Raw genomic sequence first — 13,029 nt, 5'->3', positions numbered from 1 at the left:
CCTCGACCCCGACTGCGCCGTGCCGACGGAATTGCCGGCCAAGCTGATCTTCCGCTGCCGAGCGGCGAGCATCAACCTCGTGGCCGCTCCCGGCGACGCTCCCGGCTGCCGGATCAACATCAAACTCGACGGCCGACCGCTCCGGACCGGCGAACAAGGCGCTGACGCCGCGATCACGGACGCTGGCTCCCACGCGATCATCAACGAACCGCGGCTGTACCGGCTCGTGGACCTCGGTGCGACCTGCGGCGAGCACTTGCTCGAACTAGAGATCGGCCAGCCGGGGGTCAAGCTGTATTCCTTCACTTTCGGCTGATGATCCGCGAGCCAAAAAAGCCGCCCACCCGGGCGGTTTTTTCATCCGATTTTATTTGGCCGCTTTGACCGCGCCCGAAGTCCTGGCCGCGGCTTCGGCATACAGCTGTTTCGCGGCCTCCCACATCTCCGGCCGGCCCTGGCGCTTGAGCCAGTACCACCACTCAACGCCCCAGAGATACGCCTCGCTGAAACCGATGCGGCGCGCGAACGCGACATTCGAGCGGAGCTGGGCGGGATCCATGAGCTGCAGCTGCCGGTCGATCGGCAGCGACGTGATCGCTTCCGTCACCCAGGGTTCGGCCTGAAGCTCGGAACTGATGATCTTGGGCACGATGGCGCTCACGGCCAGCGCGCGGCGCGCATAATCCTTCGGCGTGATCGGCCAATAAAAATATCCGATCAGCGGATTCCAGACGACGCGATAAGTGCTGACGCCGAGGATGTCGGCCAGATTCGCCGCTCTGACCCAGGTCGACAATTCGCCGCTCTCGGTGATGACGACCGGCCTCGCGTCCAGGCTTTTGACCAGGGCGATCTCGGTCTTCAGAAAATTGACGTCCGGGGCCGGACATTCTCCGAATTTGAAGAGCGGTTCATTCTCCACCTGCCAGGCGACGATGGCCGGTTCAGACCGGAAGTGTCTCACCGTTTCCCCGATCATCGCCAGGATCTTCTTCCGCACGATCTCCTCGTCGAGTCCGGCAGTCCATTTGGGGACGCGGCACTCGGGCCAGCGCGGCAATTTGCGGCCGACAGCCAGGATGATCCGCGAGCCGCGGCTGGCCGCTTCCCGGACCTGCCAGTCGATGATCGAAAAATCGTAGCTTCCCGGCTCCGGTTCCAGATCATCCCAATAAGCCGGCAGACGCCACAACCTGATCTTCAGATCGTCGAGCGCGGCGAGAAAAGTCTCCCGCCAATCCAGATCCAGACTGCTGGCATAGGGCTTGGAAAAAGTCGCGCCCAGACCGATATCGGCTTCCTCCAGTCCCAGATTGGCGGACAAGGTGTTCATGAACAACAACCCGGCTCCAAGAACGGCCGCGGCGGCGAGCAGGGCCAGGGACTTTCTATGGCGGCGGAATTTTCCGGCTTTGATCTGGGCGAGGATCAGCATAATGATCTCTGAGTCCGCTATTAATTATACACCCGCCCAACCGCTTAGACGACCGGCAGCAGCGCCGCTCGCAAAAAGATCCGCGCCTGGAGCGCGGACCTTTTGATTCGGTTTGACGACTGCTCAGGGACGCGGCAACACCTTCGGACGATACCGGGCGATGAACAGGGAATTGACCACGACGGAGACGGAGGAGAAAGCCATGGCCAGCGAGGCCACCATCGGCGTGAGCAGACCCAGGGCGGCAATCGGTACGGCCAACATATTATAGAAGAATGCCCAGAACAGATTCTGGCGGATGACCCGGAAAGTCAGCCGGGACAACTCCAGAGCCTCGACGACCTTCGAAGGCCGACCGCTCATGAGCACGATGTCGCCAGCCTCGATGGCAATGTCAGTCCCGGTCCCGATCGCGATACCGAGATCGGATTGCGCCAGCGCCGGCGCGTCATTGATGCCATCGCCGACGAAAGCCGTCCGCTTGCCAGCCTCGCGCATCAGATTGATCTCGTGAGCCTTGGCGGCTGGCATGATTTCGGCCGAGACATCCTCGATGCCGATCTCCGCGCCGACGGCCCTGGCGGTAATAGAGTTGTCGCCGGTGATCATGGCGACCGCGAGACCGCTGCGTTTGAGTTCTTTGATCGCGGCGGCGGCATCCTCTTTCGGACGGTCAGCTACGCCGATCGCCCCGACCAACGCACCGGCAATGTAAAGCCTCAAGACCGTCTTGCCAGCGATCTCCAGCTGGGCCGTATGGCAAGCAGCCTCCGCTTCGGTGTAGGACCGGTCGTGGCTGCCCAAACGTCCGGAGCCGACGGCCAGCGCGCGGCCATCCACATTCCCGGTCACGCCGCGGCCAGGCAATTCTTCAAAATTAAAGACATCGGTCAGCAAGGCATCGTGCCGCTTAGCCTCTTCGACCACCGCTCTCGCCAACGGGTGGACGGAATTGAACTCCAAGGAAGCCGCGAGCCGCAACACCTCTTCAGGCGTTATCGCCGCACTGCAGACATTGACGTCCGTGATGGCCGGCCGGCCTTCGGTCAAAGTGCCGGTCTTGTCGAAGACCACGGTATCGATGGCGGCCGCTTTCTCGAGCGACTCGCTGTTCTTGATAAGAATGCCGAGACGCGCGCTAACGCCGGTGCCCACCATGACCGCGGTCGGCGTGGCCAAACCCAGAGCGCACGGACAAGCCACGACCAGGACGGCCACGGCCGGCATCAGCGCCGAGCCGAAATTACCGGTCGCGAAATACCAGCCGACCAGCGTGGCCGCGGAGATCACCATGACCATCGGCACGAAAATCCCGGCGACCCGATCGGCTAATTTCTGAATGGGCGGTTTGCGGTCCATCGCTTCGCCGACAGCTTTCACGATCTGCGCCAGGATGGTATCTTCACCGGTCTTCATGACCTCCATCATGATCGCTCCGCTCCGATTGATCGTGCTGCCGTAAACGGAATCGCCCAGATGTTTGCCCACCGGCAGGCTTTCGCCGGTCAGCATGGATTCATCAACGGAGGAATCGCCTTTGAGCACCCGGCCGTCGAGCGGAAATTTTTCTCCCGGCTTGACCAACAGGCTGTCGCCGACCTTGACCAGCTCCACCGCGACCTCTTCGAACGAACCGTCGGTTTTGAGACGCCGCGCCTGCTTGACGCCGAGCGTCACCAATTTTTCCACGGCCGCCGAAGCGCGGCCGCGGCTCTTATTCTCCAGATACCGGCCGAGCAGGACGAAGGCGGCGATGGCCGCGGCGGAATCGAAATATAATTCCGACCGTCCATGAAACATCTCCGACACGCTGTAACCGAAAGCGGCAATCGTGCCGATAGAGATGAGCGTGTCCATATTCGTCGTCAGATGCCGCAGACGCTGCAGCGCACCGATGTGGAAATCGCGGCCATACCAAAAGACAATGACTATGGTCAGCCCCATCTGGATCCAAGCCGACAAACCGATCTCGCCCCAGGCGTTCGGCAGCGGCCAGCCGGTCATGGCCAGGAAGATCACCGGCAACGATAAAAGAAGCGCCGCTCCGGCCCGATAAGCCGACTCGGATAATTCCTGCGACATGCGCCGGCTCAGATCCGGTCCGCCGGCTTCAATCAATTTGTAACCCAGCCCCTCGATGACTGAACGGAGATCTTTCTCCTTGGTCTTGTTCGGATCATGCGTGATCACGGCTGATCCCGAAGCAAAATTGACACTGGCCTCGGACACGCCTTCAAGACCCTTGAGACCGCCTTCGATACTCATGGCGCAAGAAGCGCAATGCATGCCCGCAATGGATAATCTGGTCTTGTTCATAATCATTTTCCTGAAACGACGTTAATGATCCCGGTGTACATGCCCATCGAGCAGCTGAAGACGAAGCGTCCGGGATTCGTCGGCGTAAATTCGACGACATTGGCGCCGTACCCGAGCGGCGCGTTGATGCCGAGCGGCGCAGAAACGACATAAGCCAAGCAGCCCGAGCGGCTGTGCTGGTCGATCTCCCAACGCACCGGGATGCCGGCTTGAACCGTGAATGTATCCGGTTCGTAAGCCGCTCCGTTGGCTCCGATGACCATCTTGATGACCTGCTTGCCATCAACGATCGCCGGCAAAGCGGCAGCCTGATCATCCCGGACCACGGTAGTGGACGTTCCTGATCCGAAAGTTAACGGCAGTCCGGTCAGGGTCAAGCCGCTCTTCAGAGTCATGAGACCCATTACGATCACCAAAGCACCGGCCGCGCGCAAGAGTGGACGACGCCAGCGGCTGCCCGAAGCCAGGGGTCCGGCCAGCCAGCCGAACGCCAGGAGAGCCGGCGCCGTACCGACGGCGAAACCAGCCAGGACCAAAGCGCCGCCGCCAAACGATCTCGTTGACAAGGCGTAGATCTGCAATGACTGAGTGAAACCGCAGGGCAGAAAAAAAGTCGCCGCACCAAGCAGTCCCGGAGCGATCCAGACCGGCAGTTGTCCCAGATCAGTCAGCCGATGCGAAACCGCCTTGGGCATGGCCGGCAGCGCCCGCTTGAGCCACGACGGCGCGATCTCCATCAGTTCCAGACCGGCAACGAGCATGAGCAGCGATGCCGCGGCGACCAGAAGTCCGGTCACGAGCGGCGAAGGCAGCAGGATCTTTCCGAGCAGACCGATCAGGCCGCCAAAGATCCCATAAGCCAACGTTCGTCCGACGACGAAAAAAGCAGCCAAACGCAGGCCGGATCTGCCGTTCTGACGAGCGCGACCCACAGCCGCGATAAGCAAACCGGCGGAAACAGCGATGCAGGAAGAAACCCCGGCCACGAGACCCAGGATCACGGCGTCCGCGAGACCGACCTGTCCGTTCGGAGTCGCCCGGCTAGCGAAAATGCCGGTTCTGACCATGATCCAACCAATGACCGAGGCGAGCAATAAGTAGCCGGCGGCCTCCACCACTGATGGGCGTTCGACCGGCACGGGCGCAACGGAACCGACCTTGCCAACCGTCGCCACGGCATAGGCAGTGCCGGAAAGCGCCGAGCCGAGCTGACCGACGATCTGCCGCCGGTCGCCGTTGAATTTGACCCGCGCGGTCCCGGTCGCCGAATCAGCCTCGACTGCGGCTACGCCAGGCAGCGAACCGAATCTTTTTTCGATCAGGATCTCGCAACTGCGGCAAGTCATGCCTTTGATGCTGACCTCGAACGCCCCGCTGGCGTTCTCCGCCCCGACATCAACGACCGTCTGACGCTCGAAAACAAAACCCTTGCGCGCCAGGCGATCAAGACAAGTTTGAACAGCCGCCTGGCTGTCAACCACGATCTCGGCATGATCGGACCAGACGTCAACCCGGACGACTCCGGACGAAGAACCAGCCGCATCATCAAGAGCCCGCAACTGGTCCGAACTATAATCACGGAAATACAAATTGATCTGTCGCATAATTCAGGATAAGCCGTTATTGAAGATATTTTTCGCGCGCTAAAACTTCCGCCTGCGCGCTCAATCCCTCATAACGACACCCAGAAGATCGTGCCTGTGGCGATATTTCGCGAAAAAGTCGCCGTCTCCGGCCACACTCTCGCCGACAAAAACCGGGTCGGCGCCACGGACGGACCACTCCAAGGTCATGACCAGCGGAGCCTGGACGGCTTCGAACTCCGTCTGACCGGCGAGCGGGCGGACGCAACAATCGGCATGTCCGGGAACTGATGGGGTCGATTCTTTCGATCCGGATTCATGACAAGGCTGCTCGGCGGCCGCTCCGGAGGCCTCGGTTCGAACCGCCGTCTGCGGAAACATCGAAGAAGCCTGTGCCGCGCAGTGAGGCAAAAGTATCAGCACTATCAGCAGTGAAACGTATCTTTTCATCATAATAGATGTGGTTTATATCATATCGTAGTCAAAGATTCCAGGCTACCCCCTAGGACACGGATAGCCAAACATACCGACCTTTGACGCGACGGTTCCGGAATGATACTTTTAGCGGTGATCATATGCCCAAACTCATCTGCCAGGTCGGAAAAAAAACTCAGCGCTTCCGCTACAGTGAACCGCGCGCCGAACGCCGCGGCTTCCTGAACATCATGTCGTTCCAGGCCTCGAACGAAAAACATCGCCACGAGCTCATGGATCGCGGCCACGCGGTCGCCATCATGGCCGTTGATGTCGGCCGGCACGAGGTCGTCCTGATCGAACAGCCGCGGCACGCCCGGGCTTTCGTGGACACGGCCTCCGGCCGCGCACAGATGAAGACCGTCCTGAAAGGCCGGCCGGGCCGCGCCTTCACCTGCGCCCCCAAGGATGTGCTGAGCCTGGAGATCCCCGCCGGCATCATCGAGCCCGGAGAGGAACCGCTCGCCGCGGCGCTCCGCGAGCTTCACGAAGAGACCGGCTATCGCCTGCCGGCCGAACGTCTGCACCGGATCAACCGTTTTTATCCCACCATGGGCGGCTGCACGGAAACGATCACTGGCTACCTGGCGGTGATTGACGGCGTGAACGGCAAACCGCGCGCTTGCGGCGACGGCAACGAAACCCTTTCGGTCTGGCGCTATTCCTGGGATGAAGCTTTCCAGGCCGTTGACGAAGGCCGGATCGAAGCCGCGACCTCGATCATCATGCTGGACTGGCTGCGGATCTACGCGCTCGAAAAAAAGAGCGGCTGCGGCGGCTGCTCTTCGTGCGGCTAAGGCTAAAATTTCAGCGCCCGCGGCTGTGAAACCGCGGGTTTTATTTTTGGATCTAAAATATTTAGCTTAAACAAGCCAAAATAACGACACCTGAGACTTGACAATCTCGCCTGAACGTGCTATAAATACCAGTCGAGAAATAAATAATCGAAGCCGCAAAAAGGACTTTCACAACTCACCAAGGGAGGAGTCAGTCATGAACGCAGAGCTGTCGGACTTCGTCGCTCAGAATGCCTGGTCACTCGAACCGGCCAGACAGGCCACCACCATGATCGCCGCCTTTGAGGCCGCCGCGGCCGAAGGCTTCCATCTGGCCGGAAAAGCCAACCTGAACGAGACCGAGATCATGCAAGTCATCGCCACTCTCAGCAACCGCCCCGTGGAAAAGATCATCCTCGTGAGCGTGACCGACCCCCGCCTCGCCATCCGCAACGGCGAGACCGCGAGCGAACTCGCCCGGGACACCGAAGACAGCCTTCGGGAGCGGTTATACAGTCGCAACCACTCCGCTCTGTGGGAGGAACTCGGCCACGAGCGCGGCAACAAGATCATGAGCTTCCTGGAAGACGATCTGGCCAGGCTCGTGGACAAGCTGGTCTCAGACTGCCTGGCCTACGGCAACAGCGAACTGCGCCGCATGATCCAGCGGCATCTGTACTATCCGCTCGCCTACTTCATCGGCTTCGCACTGACCGGCAACACCGAACGGATGAACCGGATCGAACCAGTGCTCCGGTTGATGTTGCAAGGCATCATCCCCATCGCCGAAAAGAAAGGCGCCCCGCGCACCTGGTACGCCCTCGTCGCGTAATGACTTCCCCACCCCGCTTCACTTAGCCGCTCCATCAACTCTGATGGGGCGGTTTCATTTATATATATTGACTGATCAGCGGCCCGCGACGAAACGGCTCGATCACCCTCCGCCTGCGGCTTCCCCCTTCGCTAAAGCTCCGGGGGACAAGTCAGGGGATTCACGAATTATAAAATCTCGGGCTGACGCCCGAGGTTACATATTGGTGATGAAAAAAACCGTCCCGCAGTGTTGCGGGACGGGAGCTTGTCAGGCGGAACGGACGACGCGCCGGATCTCTGCTATGTGAGTGGCGATGCCGACGATCGTGAAGATGGCGAACGGGACCGAAAAATACAGGCTGCTGAAACCGATCAGCGCGGCCACGGCTCCAGCCAAGGCTAGACAACCGAGGATCGCGGTGAAGCGGCTGAGGCCCAGATCATTGACGATCATCCAAGCCAATCCGGACATGATCAGCATGGCGGCTCCAGCAATGATCGCCAGCGCGGATGGATCATGGAAACGATCGGACAACCAGGCTACCGCGGCGAGGCATAGGGATCCCAGCAGCGCGTAAAGCGGCGCCGGCAAGAGATCGCCATGAGGAATACCGACGGCCACTACGGCCGCGAGCAGAAGCCCGAAGAAAGTCGCGCGGTAGACGAATTCCGGATCGCCGCCGAAGGCGAGCGCCAGGATCGAAACGCCCGAACCGACGAGCAGGATCGTGAACAGATACAACTTCCAACGCAAACGGCTGAGCTCGGCAGCCTTGGCCTCTTCAAGACGAACGCGCTCCGTTTTCTTGAACATCGCGGCCTCCTTTGGCAGTCTGAAAAACTTTATCAAAGAACAGCCGGACTTTATAACAAGCGCCGACCAAACGTCAATGATCTTGGTTGCGCCGCCGATCAGCGCCGGATCTTCTTCAGACCCTGCCACCATTTTCGCGGCCGGCGAACTCGCGAAAACCCCGGCTTTGACTTATCTCCGGCTGCCGTTTAAGGTAAGCGCACGATTGAAACTGAAATGTTCCTTGAAAATCACGGAGGTTCACGATGGAAACTCTGCTCCAGGACGCCCTGAGCGGCGGCTCAGCCCTAGCCATACTATTGGCTTTCGCGGCCGGTCTGTTGTCGGTCGCGACCCCGTGCGTACTCCCTATGGTGACCATCACCCTGGGAACGCTCGGTGTCACGCGTTCGACCTCGCGCCGCCAGGCGATCATCCGCAGCGCCTGTTATCTCGCTGGCATCGTCGCCGCTTTCACCGCTCTCGGGCTGTTCTTCAGCCTGACCGGCCAGGTCTTCGGTTCGCTCCTCGGCTCGCCGGCGGTGATCGTCGGTATCGCGGCGGTCTTCGTGTTGCTCGCGGCCGGCTCGTTCGAACTCTACGAACCGCGCCTGCCCGGCTTCATCGCCAACCGGCTCTCCGGCCGCAGCGGCCAAGGCTGGCTCGGCGCTCTCGCGGCCGGACTCGTCGCCGGCCTCGTCGCCGTCCCCTGCATCGGTCCGGTGCTCGCTGGCCTCCTGGCCTTCGTCGCCATCGGACGCGACGCGATCTGGGGAGCGGCGCTGCTCGCCGCTTACGCCCTCGGCTTCGGCCTGCCGTTCTTCCTGGTCGGCGTCTTCGCGCTTCGTCTGCCGAAGAGCGGTCCCTGGATCCGCGCCGTCAAAAGCGTCTTCGGCCTCGCCTTGCTCCTAGCGGCATTCTGGTTCCTGCGCGGGGTCTTCCCGATCCTGCAGCGACCGGCCGACCTGGACCTCGGCATCGCATTCCTCGGCCTCGGCCTGATCCTGGGCGCGATCCACCTGCACTTCGACGGCGACTGGCGGATCAAACTACGCAAACTTGTCGGCATCAAGCTGTTCATCGTGGGCGCCATCCTCATCCTGAATCACTGCTTGCTGATCCAGGAAAATGGCTGGTGCCAACAGAGCCCGGACCACAACTGTCTGGCCGAAGCCTGCGCCGCGAATCAGACGACCCTGGTCGTCTTCGGCGCCAACTGGTGTCCTTACTGCCGACTGCTCGAAAAAGAGACGCTTGCCGATCCGCAAGTACAGCGCGCGCTGGCGAACTACGGACGCGTCCATGTCGACACCGACGCTAACCCGGAACTGGCGCAAGCGAACGGCGTCAGCGGCATTCCCGTCATCATCTTTTTTGATGGCGCCTGCCAGCCTACAGACGACCGCATCATCGGTTTCGTGACTCCGTCCGAATTGCTCGAGTTCCTGCAGAAATTCGAGCGCTGAACTTCGACCGCCTGTGCACATCACAGGCGGTTTTTTTCACCACCAATATGTAACCTCGGGCGTCAGCCGAGGTTGAATAAAAGATGCTAATCCCCCGCACCCTGCACTGTACAGTGCAGGGGAAGGGGAAAGAAGCGACAGTTGACGACTGCCGCGGCTTCGATTAAGATATTCTGTTCCGACATCCGGAACCGTCCTTTGAAAACGGAGGTTGCCATGACCGGAAACGACGACCGAACCACCATGTGCGAGCGTTGGGTTGACGAAGTGACCTGTGTCGGCTGCGATCCCCAAAAGACCAGTCTGATCTGCAATGCCCTGTTCAGTTCACTGCCTGACATTCACCATGTCGTCGATCTGCCCAAGACCGACAACGAGCGAAGCCTCATCATCGAGACCGTAGCCGCAGCGAACGACCTGCTGCCGAAGCTGGGCCTGCCTGATTCGCCGATCTCCGAAGCCCGCATCCACATCCTCGCGGACGACGAATTCGACGCCAAGTTCGGCCACCGCTGCCGCGGCAAATGCGCCTACAGCCACGTCTACCTGCGCCGCCAGACCGACCTGGTCGATTTCGCTCACAAGCTCACCCATGAGCTGGCGCACCTGCTTTCTTTCCTGGCGATCGAAGTGACCGCCGCGACCCAATCCGACGACAGCCGTGACCTGCAAATCCTGCCGCGGCGATCGGGTTTATCGCTCTACGGTCTTGAGCCAGCAATGGACGATCCACTATTCAACGGTCTGAACGAGGCCATGACGGAAATAGTCGCTCATGATCTCCGACTCGGTCTCGCCGAACATTCGCAGATCCTCTCACCCGATGATCTCCGATTGCTCGCGAAATCCTGGCTCTATCTGCCCCAGATCAAGATCGTCCTGTACCTGCGCAACCAGTTGCTGGAAGCCGACCCTGACAGCAACCCTCAGCGGGAGTTGCACCAGGACTACCTCGCCGGCACCAGCCGTTTCCTGAACCGGCTCTACGCCCATAACCGTCCGGCCCTGCTCCTGCTCCGGACCATGGGCACGAAACCGGACGAGGCTTTCCGAGCGGCCGACGCGCTCGGCTGCCCCGAAATCATGGATGACATCCGGCATTTCTACGATCAGGAGCCGGATCCGCAACCGCCGAAATGAACGCTTCTAAAACCGCGACGCTCTTGCGCCGCGGTTTTTCTTTGCCCGCCGATGATACGAACCGGATAACTATCAATCAGCAGCCTTTGACTAAAGACTACTTGAGTCCGTGCTCGGAAAAACACTTCACGTATTTCTTGTCCTGATTCAGCACATGATCGGCGAGCCAGACCATCGTGAAATTTGAAAGCTCAGCGGTGACATCCTTGCCGTTCTCAAAAAAATCGCGACGAAAATCCTCTAATCGAGCCGTCATGGCGCGATGGAGTTTGATGTGGACCTCGGCTTCCTCGTACTTGAACAAGACAAAATATTTCTCTTCGGTGGCGAAATGAAAACCCGCGATGCTGATCAGCTTGCGGATGATCGTGCCGATCACTTCGCGTTCGCCGCCTTTATCGATGAACTCGGCCAGCTCGTTTATGACAGCGACGATCGCGTTATGCTGCGAGTCGATCTCTTTGATGTTGACGCTGTATTGGGTCGTCCAGCTGATCATATGACCACCTGCTAAAAAAAAATATTTTAACGCGCCGCGGCGGCGCCTGATCCTCAATATAAGCCGTGTTCATGAAAACACTCGACGTACTTGCGATCCTGCACCATCAGATGTTCCGTAAGCCAATCAGCCGCGAAGACGAAAAGTTCGCCGATGATGTGCTCGCCTCTTTCAAAATGAGCGCGGCGAAACTGCGCGAGACGCTCGGCCATGCGGCGATGTTCAATGATGTGCTCAGCGGCTAACTCATAATCGAACATGAGGAAATATTTCTCCTCCGTGGCGAAATGATACTCAGCGTAAGCACACAACCCATCGATGATCGGACCCGCAACCGCGTCGGCATTACCGCTTTCAAAAAGCGCCATCATCTCGTTCAGCGTGGCGACGAACGATTGGTGTTGAGCGTCAATCTCCTGAATACCAATGCTCATTTCCGGGGTCCAAGTCAGCATAAAGTTTGAATTATCTTAACACAAAACTGCCGATTTTTCCCGCTTGACGCCCGGCGGCGACCTCATTAAGGTTGACTCAGCAGTCCTTTGACAATGGATCTGGAGGTTATCATGAGGCTATTTTCGGAAGACCTGCGGTTCGGGATCGTCCGTCATAGAGCCCTTTCCACCCTGCTCACGATCATCAGCCTGACGGTTCTCAATAGTTGCTATCTGGCGCATATCGGCTCCGGACAACTGCGGCTCACCTACGACTCGATCGGCCTGGAGGAAGCGCTGGCTTCGGATGATCTGAGCGACGCCGACAAGGACAAGCTGCGCGACATCCAGCGGATCCGCGGCTTCGCCGAACGCGACCTGGGACTCGGGAGTTCGGACAACTACACGACCTACTATCCCGGCCCGAAAGAACCTCTGGCCTACGTCGTCACCGCGAGCTACCGCGACCGGCTCGAACCGGCCACTTGGTGGTTCCCTGTCGTAGGCAGCGTCGCCTACAAAGGTTACTTCGACCTAGGCAAGGCCAAAAAAGAGCGCGATCGTCTGGCGGCCGAAGGCTACGATGTCTACCTGCGTCCGGCGCTCGCTTATTCCACGCTCGGCTGGTTCAAGGATCCGATCCTGCCGCTGATGCTCGAACTCGACGAAAGCGAGATCGCGATGCTCGTCATCCACGAACTCGCGCATGGCACGGTTTTCGCCGCCGGCCAGACCGAGTTCAACGAATCGCTGGCCGAGTTCGTCGGCCGCGAGGGCGCCATCGACTTCCTGATCAGGAAGTACAGCGCCGACGACCTGCGCGTGGCCGCGCTCCGCGACGACATCGCCGACAGCCGGCGCTACGACGACTTCATGCGCGCCGCGGCCCTGAAACTCGGAGAGCTCTACGCTAGCCGCCCCGCCGACCTCGAAACCGCGCGCCAGGCCTTCTTCTCAGGGATGCACTCGGATTTCCTGGCCTTTCGCTCTGGGTTCCGGACCGAAGCTTATCGGAATGCCGAACTCCGCGCACTCAACAACGCCGTCATGATCGGCCACTTAGCCTATGCCGACACCGTTCCGTTCGAACGCGCGTTCGCCTATGCCGACGGCGACTGGAAAAAATTCTTCGGACTCGCGAGAGAGGCCGCTAAAAGCGACCGACCGACCGAGAGACTCGAGGAATTAACCGGTCAATGATCTTTTTCGGACAAAAAATCGCGCCGCGCGGCTCCTCTGCCGCCGGCGCTTTTATATAAAAAGAAAGATCCGCGCACGGGCGGATCTTGTCGTAAGAATT

Annotated in this window: 13 protein-coding genes; 6 read left to right on the top strand and 7 right to left on the bottom strand. The window is 59.7% G+C overall.

Going from position 1 to position 13,029, the window contains the following annotated elements:
- The coding region (locus WCT10_05300; protein MFA6604218.1) for a hypothetical protein at nucleotides 1-316 on the top strand (316 nt) is incomplete at its 5' end.
- A gap of 51 nt (nucleotides 317-367) precedes the next feature.
- Here the strand turns inward: WCT10_05300 and WCT10_05295 are convergent.
- The 4 genes from WCT10_05295 to WCT10_05280 form a co-directional block, all read right to left on the bottom strand.
- Entirely contained in the window at nucleotides 368-1,435 is a 1,068-nt protein-coding gene (locus WCT10_05295; GenBank protein MFA6604217.1) for a beta-galactosidase, read from the bottom strand.
- 123 nt (nucleotides 1,436-1,558) lie between these two features.
- Complete coding sequence (locus WCT10_05290) at nucleotides 1,559-3,751, bottom strand: heavy metal translocating P-type ATPase (protein ID MFA6604216.1); 2,193 nt, start codon at nucleotides 3,749-3,751, stop codon at nucleotides 1,559-1,561.
- 2 nt (nucleotides 3,752-3,753) lie between these two features.
- Nucleotides 3,754-5,355, bottom strand: a complete 1,602-nt coding sequence (locus WCT10_05285) for a sulfite exporter TauE/SafE family protein (protein MFA6604215.1) — start codon at nucleotides 5,353-5,355, stop codon at nucleotides 3,754-3,756.
- Nucleotides 5,356-5,415: 60 nt separating this feature from the next.
- Nucleotides 5,416-5,715 carry a hypothetical protein gene (locus WCT10_05280; GenBank protein ID MFA6604214.1) on the bottom strand — a complete coding sequence of 100 codons (300 nt, stop codon included), beginning with the start codon at nucleotides 5,713-5,715 and terminating at the stop codon, nucleotides 5,416-5,418.
- A gap of 194 nt (nucleotides 5,716-5,909) precedes the next feature.
- Here WCT10_05280 and WCT10_05275 point away from each other — a divergent pair, with 194 nt between their 5' ends.
- Nucleotides 5,910-6,605: an NUDIX hydrolase gene (locus WCT10_05275; GenBank protein MFA6604213.1), complete on the top strand. Its 696-nt coding sequence runs from the start codon at nucleotides 5,910-5,912 to the stop codon at nucleotides 6,603-6,605.
- Nucleotides 6,606-6,801: 196 nt separating this feature from the next.
- Complete coding sequence (locus WCT10_05270) at nucleotides 6,802-7,416, top strand: hypothetical protein (GenBank protein ID MFA6604212.1); 615 nt, start codon at nucleotides 6,802-6,804, stop codon at nucleotides 7,414-7,416.
- Between the two features lie 249 nt (nucleotides 7,417-7,665).
- Here WCT10_05270 and WCT10_05265 read toward each other — a convergent pair whose 3' ends face one another.
- Nucleotides 7,666-8,211 carry a hypothetical protein gene (locus WCT10_05265; protein MFA6604211.1) on the bottom strand — a complete coding sequence of 182 codons (546 nt, stop codon included), beginning with the start codon at nucleotides 8,209-8,211 and terminating at the stop codon, nucleotides 7,666-7,668.
- Between the two features lie 245 nt (nucleotides 8,212-8,456).
- On the opposite strand from WCT10_05265, the gene WCT10_05260 reads away from it, so the two are divergent.
- Both WCT10_05260 and WCT10_05255 read left to right on the top strand, forming a co-directional pair.
- Entirely contained in the window at nucleotides 8,457-9,656 is a 1,200-nt protein-coding gene (locus tag WCT10_05260; GenBank protein MFA6604210.1) for a cytochrome c biogenesis protein CcdA, read from the top strand.
- A gap of 216 nt (nucleotides 9,657-9,872) precedes the next feature.
- Nucleotides 9,873-10,796 (top strand): hypothetical protein, encoded by a 924-nt coding sequence (locus WCT10_05255; protein ID MFA6604209.1) that lies wholly within the window; start codon nucleotides 9,873-9,875, stop codon nucleotides 10,794-10,796.
- Between the two features lie 97 nt (nucleotides 10,797-10,893).
- Here WCT10_05255 and WCT10_05250 read toward each other — a convergent pair whose 3' ends face one another.
- Nucleotides 10,894-11,295: a bacteriohemerythrin gene (locus tag WCT10_05250; GenBank protein MFA6604208.1), complete on the bottom strand. Its 402-nt coding sequence runs from the start codon at nucleotides 11,293-11,295 to the stop codon at nucleotides 10,894-10,896.
- Between the two features lie 53 nt (nucleotides 11,296-11,348).
- Nucleotides 11,349-11,750: a bacteriohemerythrin gene (locus WCT10_05245; GenBank protein ID MFA6604207.1), complete on the bottom strand. Its 402-nt coding sequence runs from the start codon at nucleotides 11,748-11,750 to the stop codon at nucleotides 11,349-11,351.
- Between the two features lie 111 nt (nucleotides 11,751-11,861).
- Between WCT10_05245 and WCT10_05240 the strand changes: the two genes are divergently transcribed.
- Nucleotides 11,862-12,929, top strand: coding sequence for an aminopeptidase (locus WCT10_05240; GenBank protein ID MFA6604206.1), 1,068 nt, complete (start codon nucleotides 11,862-11,864; stop codon nucleotides 12,927-12,929).
- Nucleotides 12,930-13,029: the final 100 nt, after the last annotated feature.

It is taken from the genome of Patescibacteria group bacterium, assembly GCA_041667185.1.
GTDB lineage: Bacteria > Patescibacteriota > Patescibacteriia > SG8-24 > SG8-24 > JBAYFM01.
Note: the sequence above shows the minus strand (reverse complement) of the source record. Positions and strands in the feature narration are given on the sequence as shown.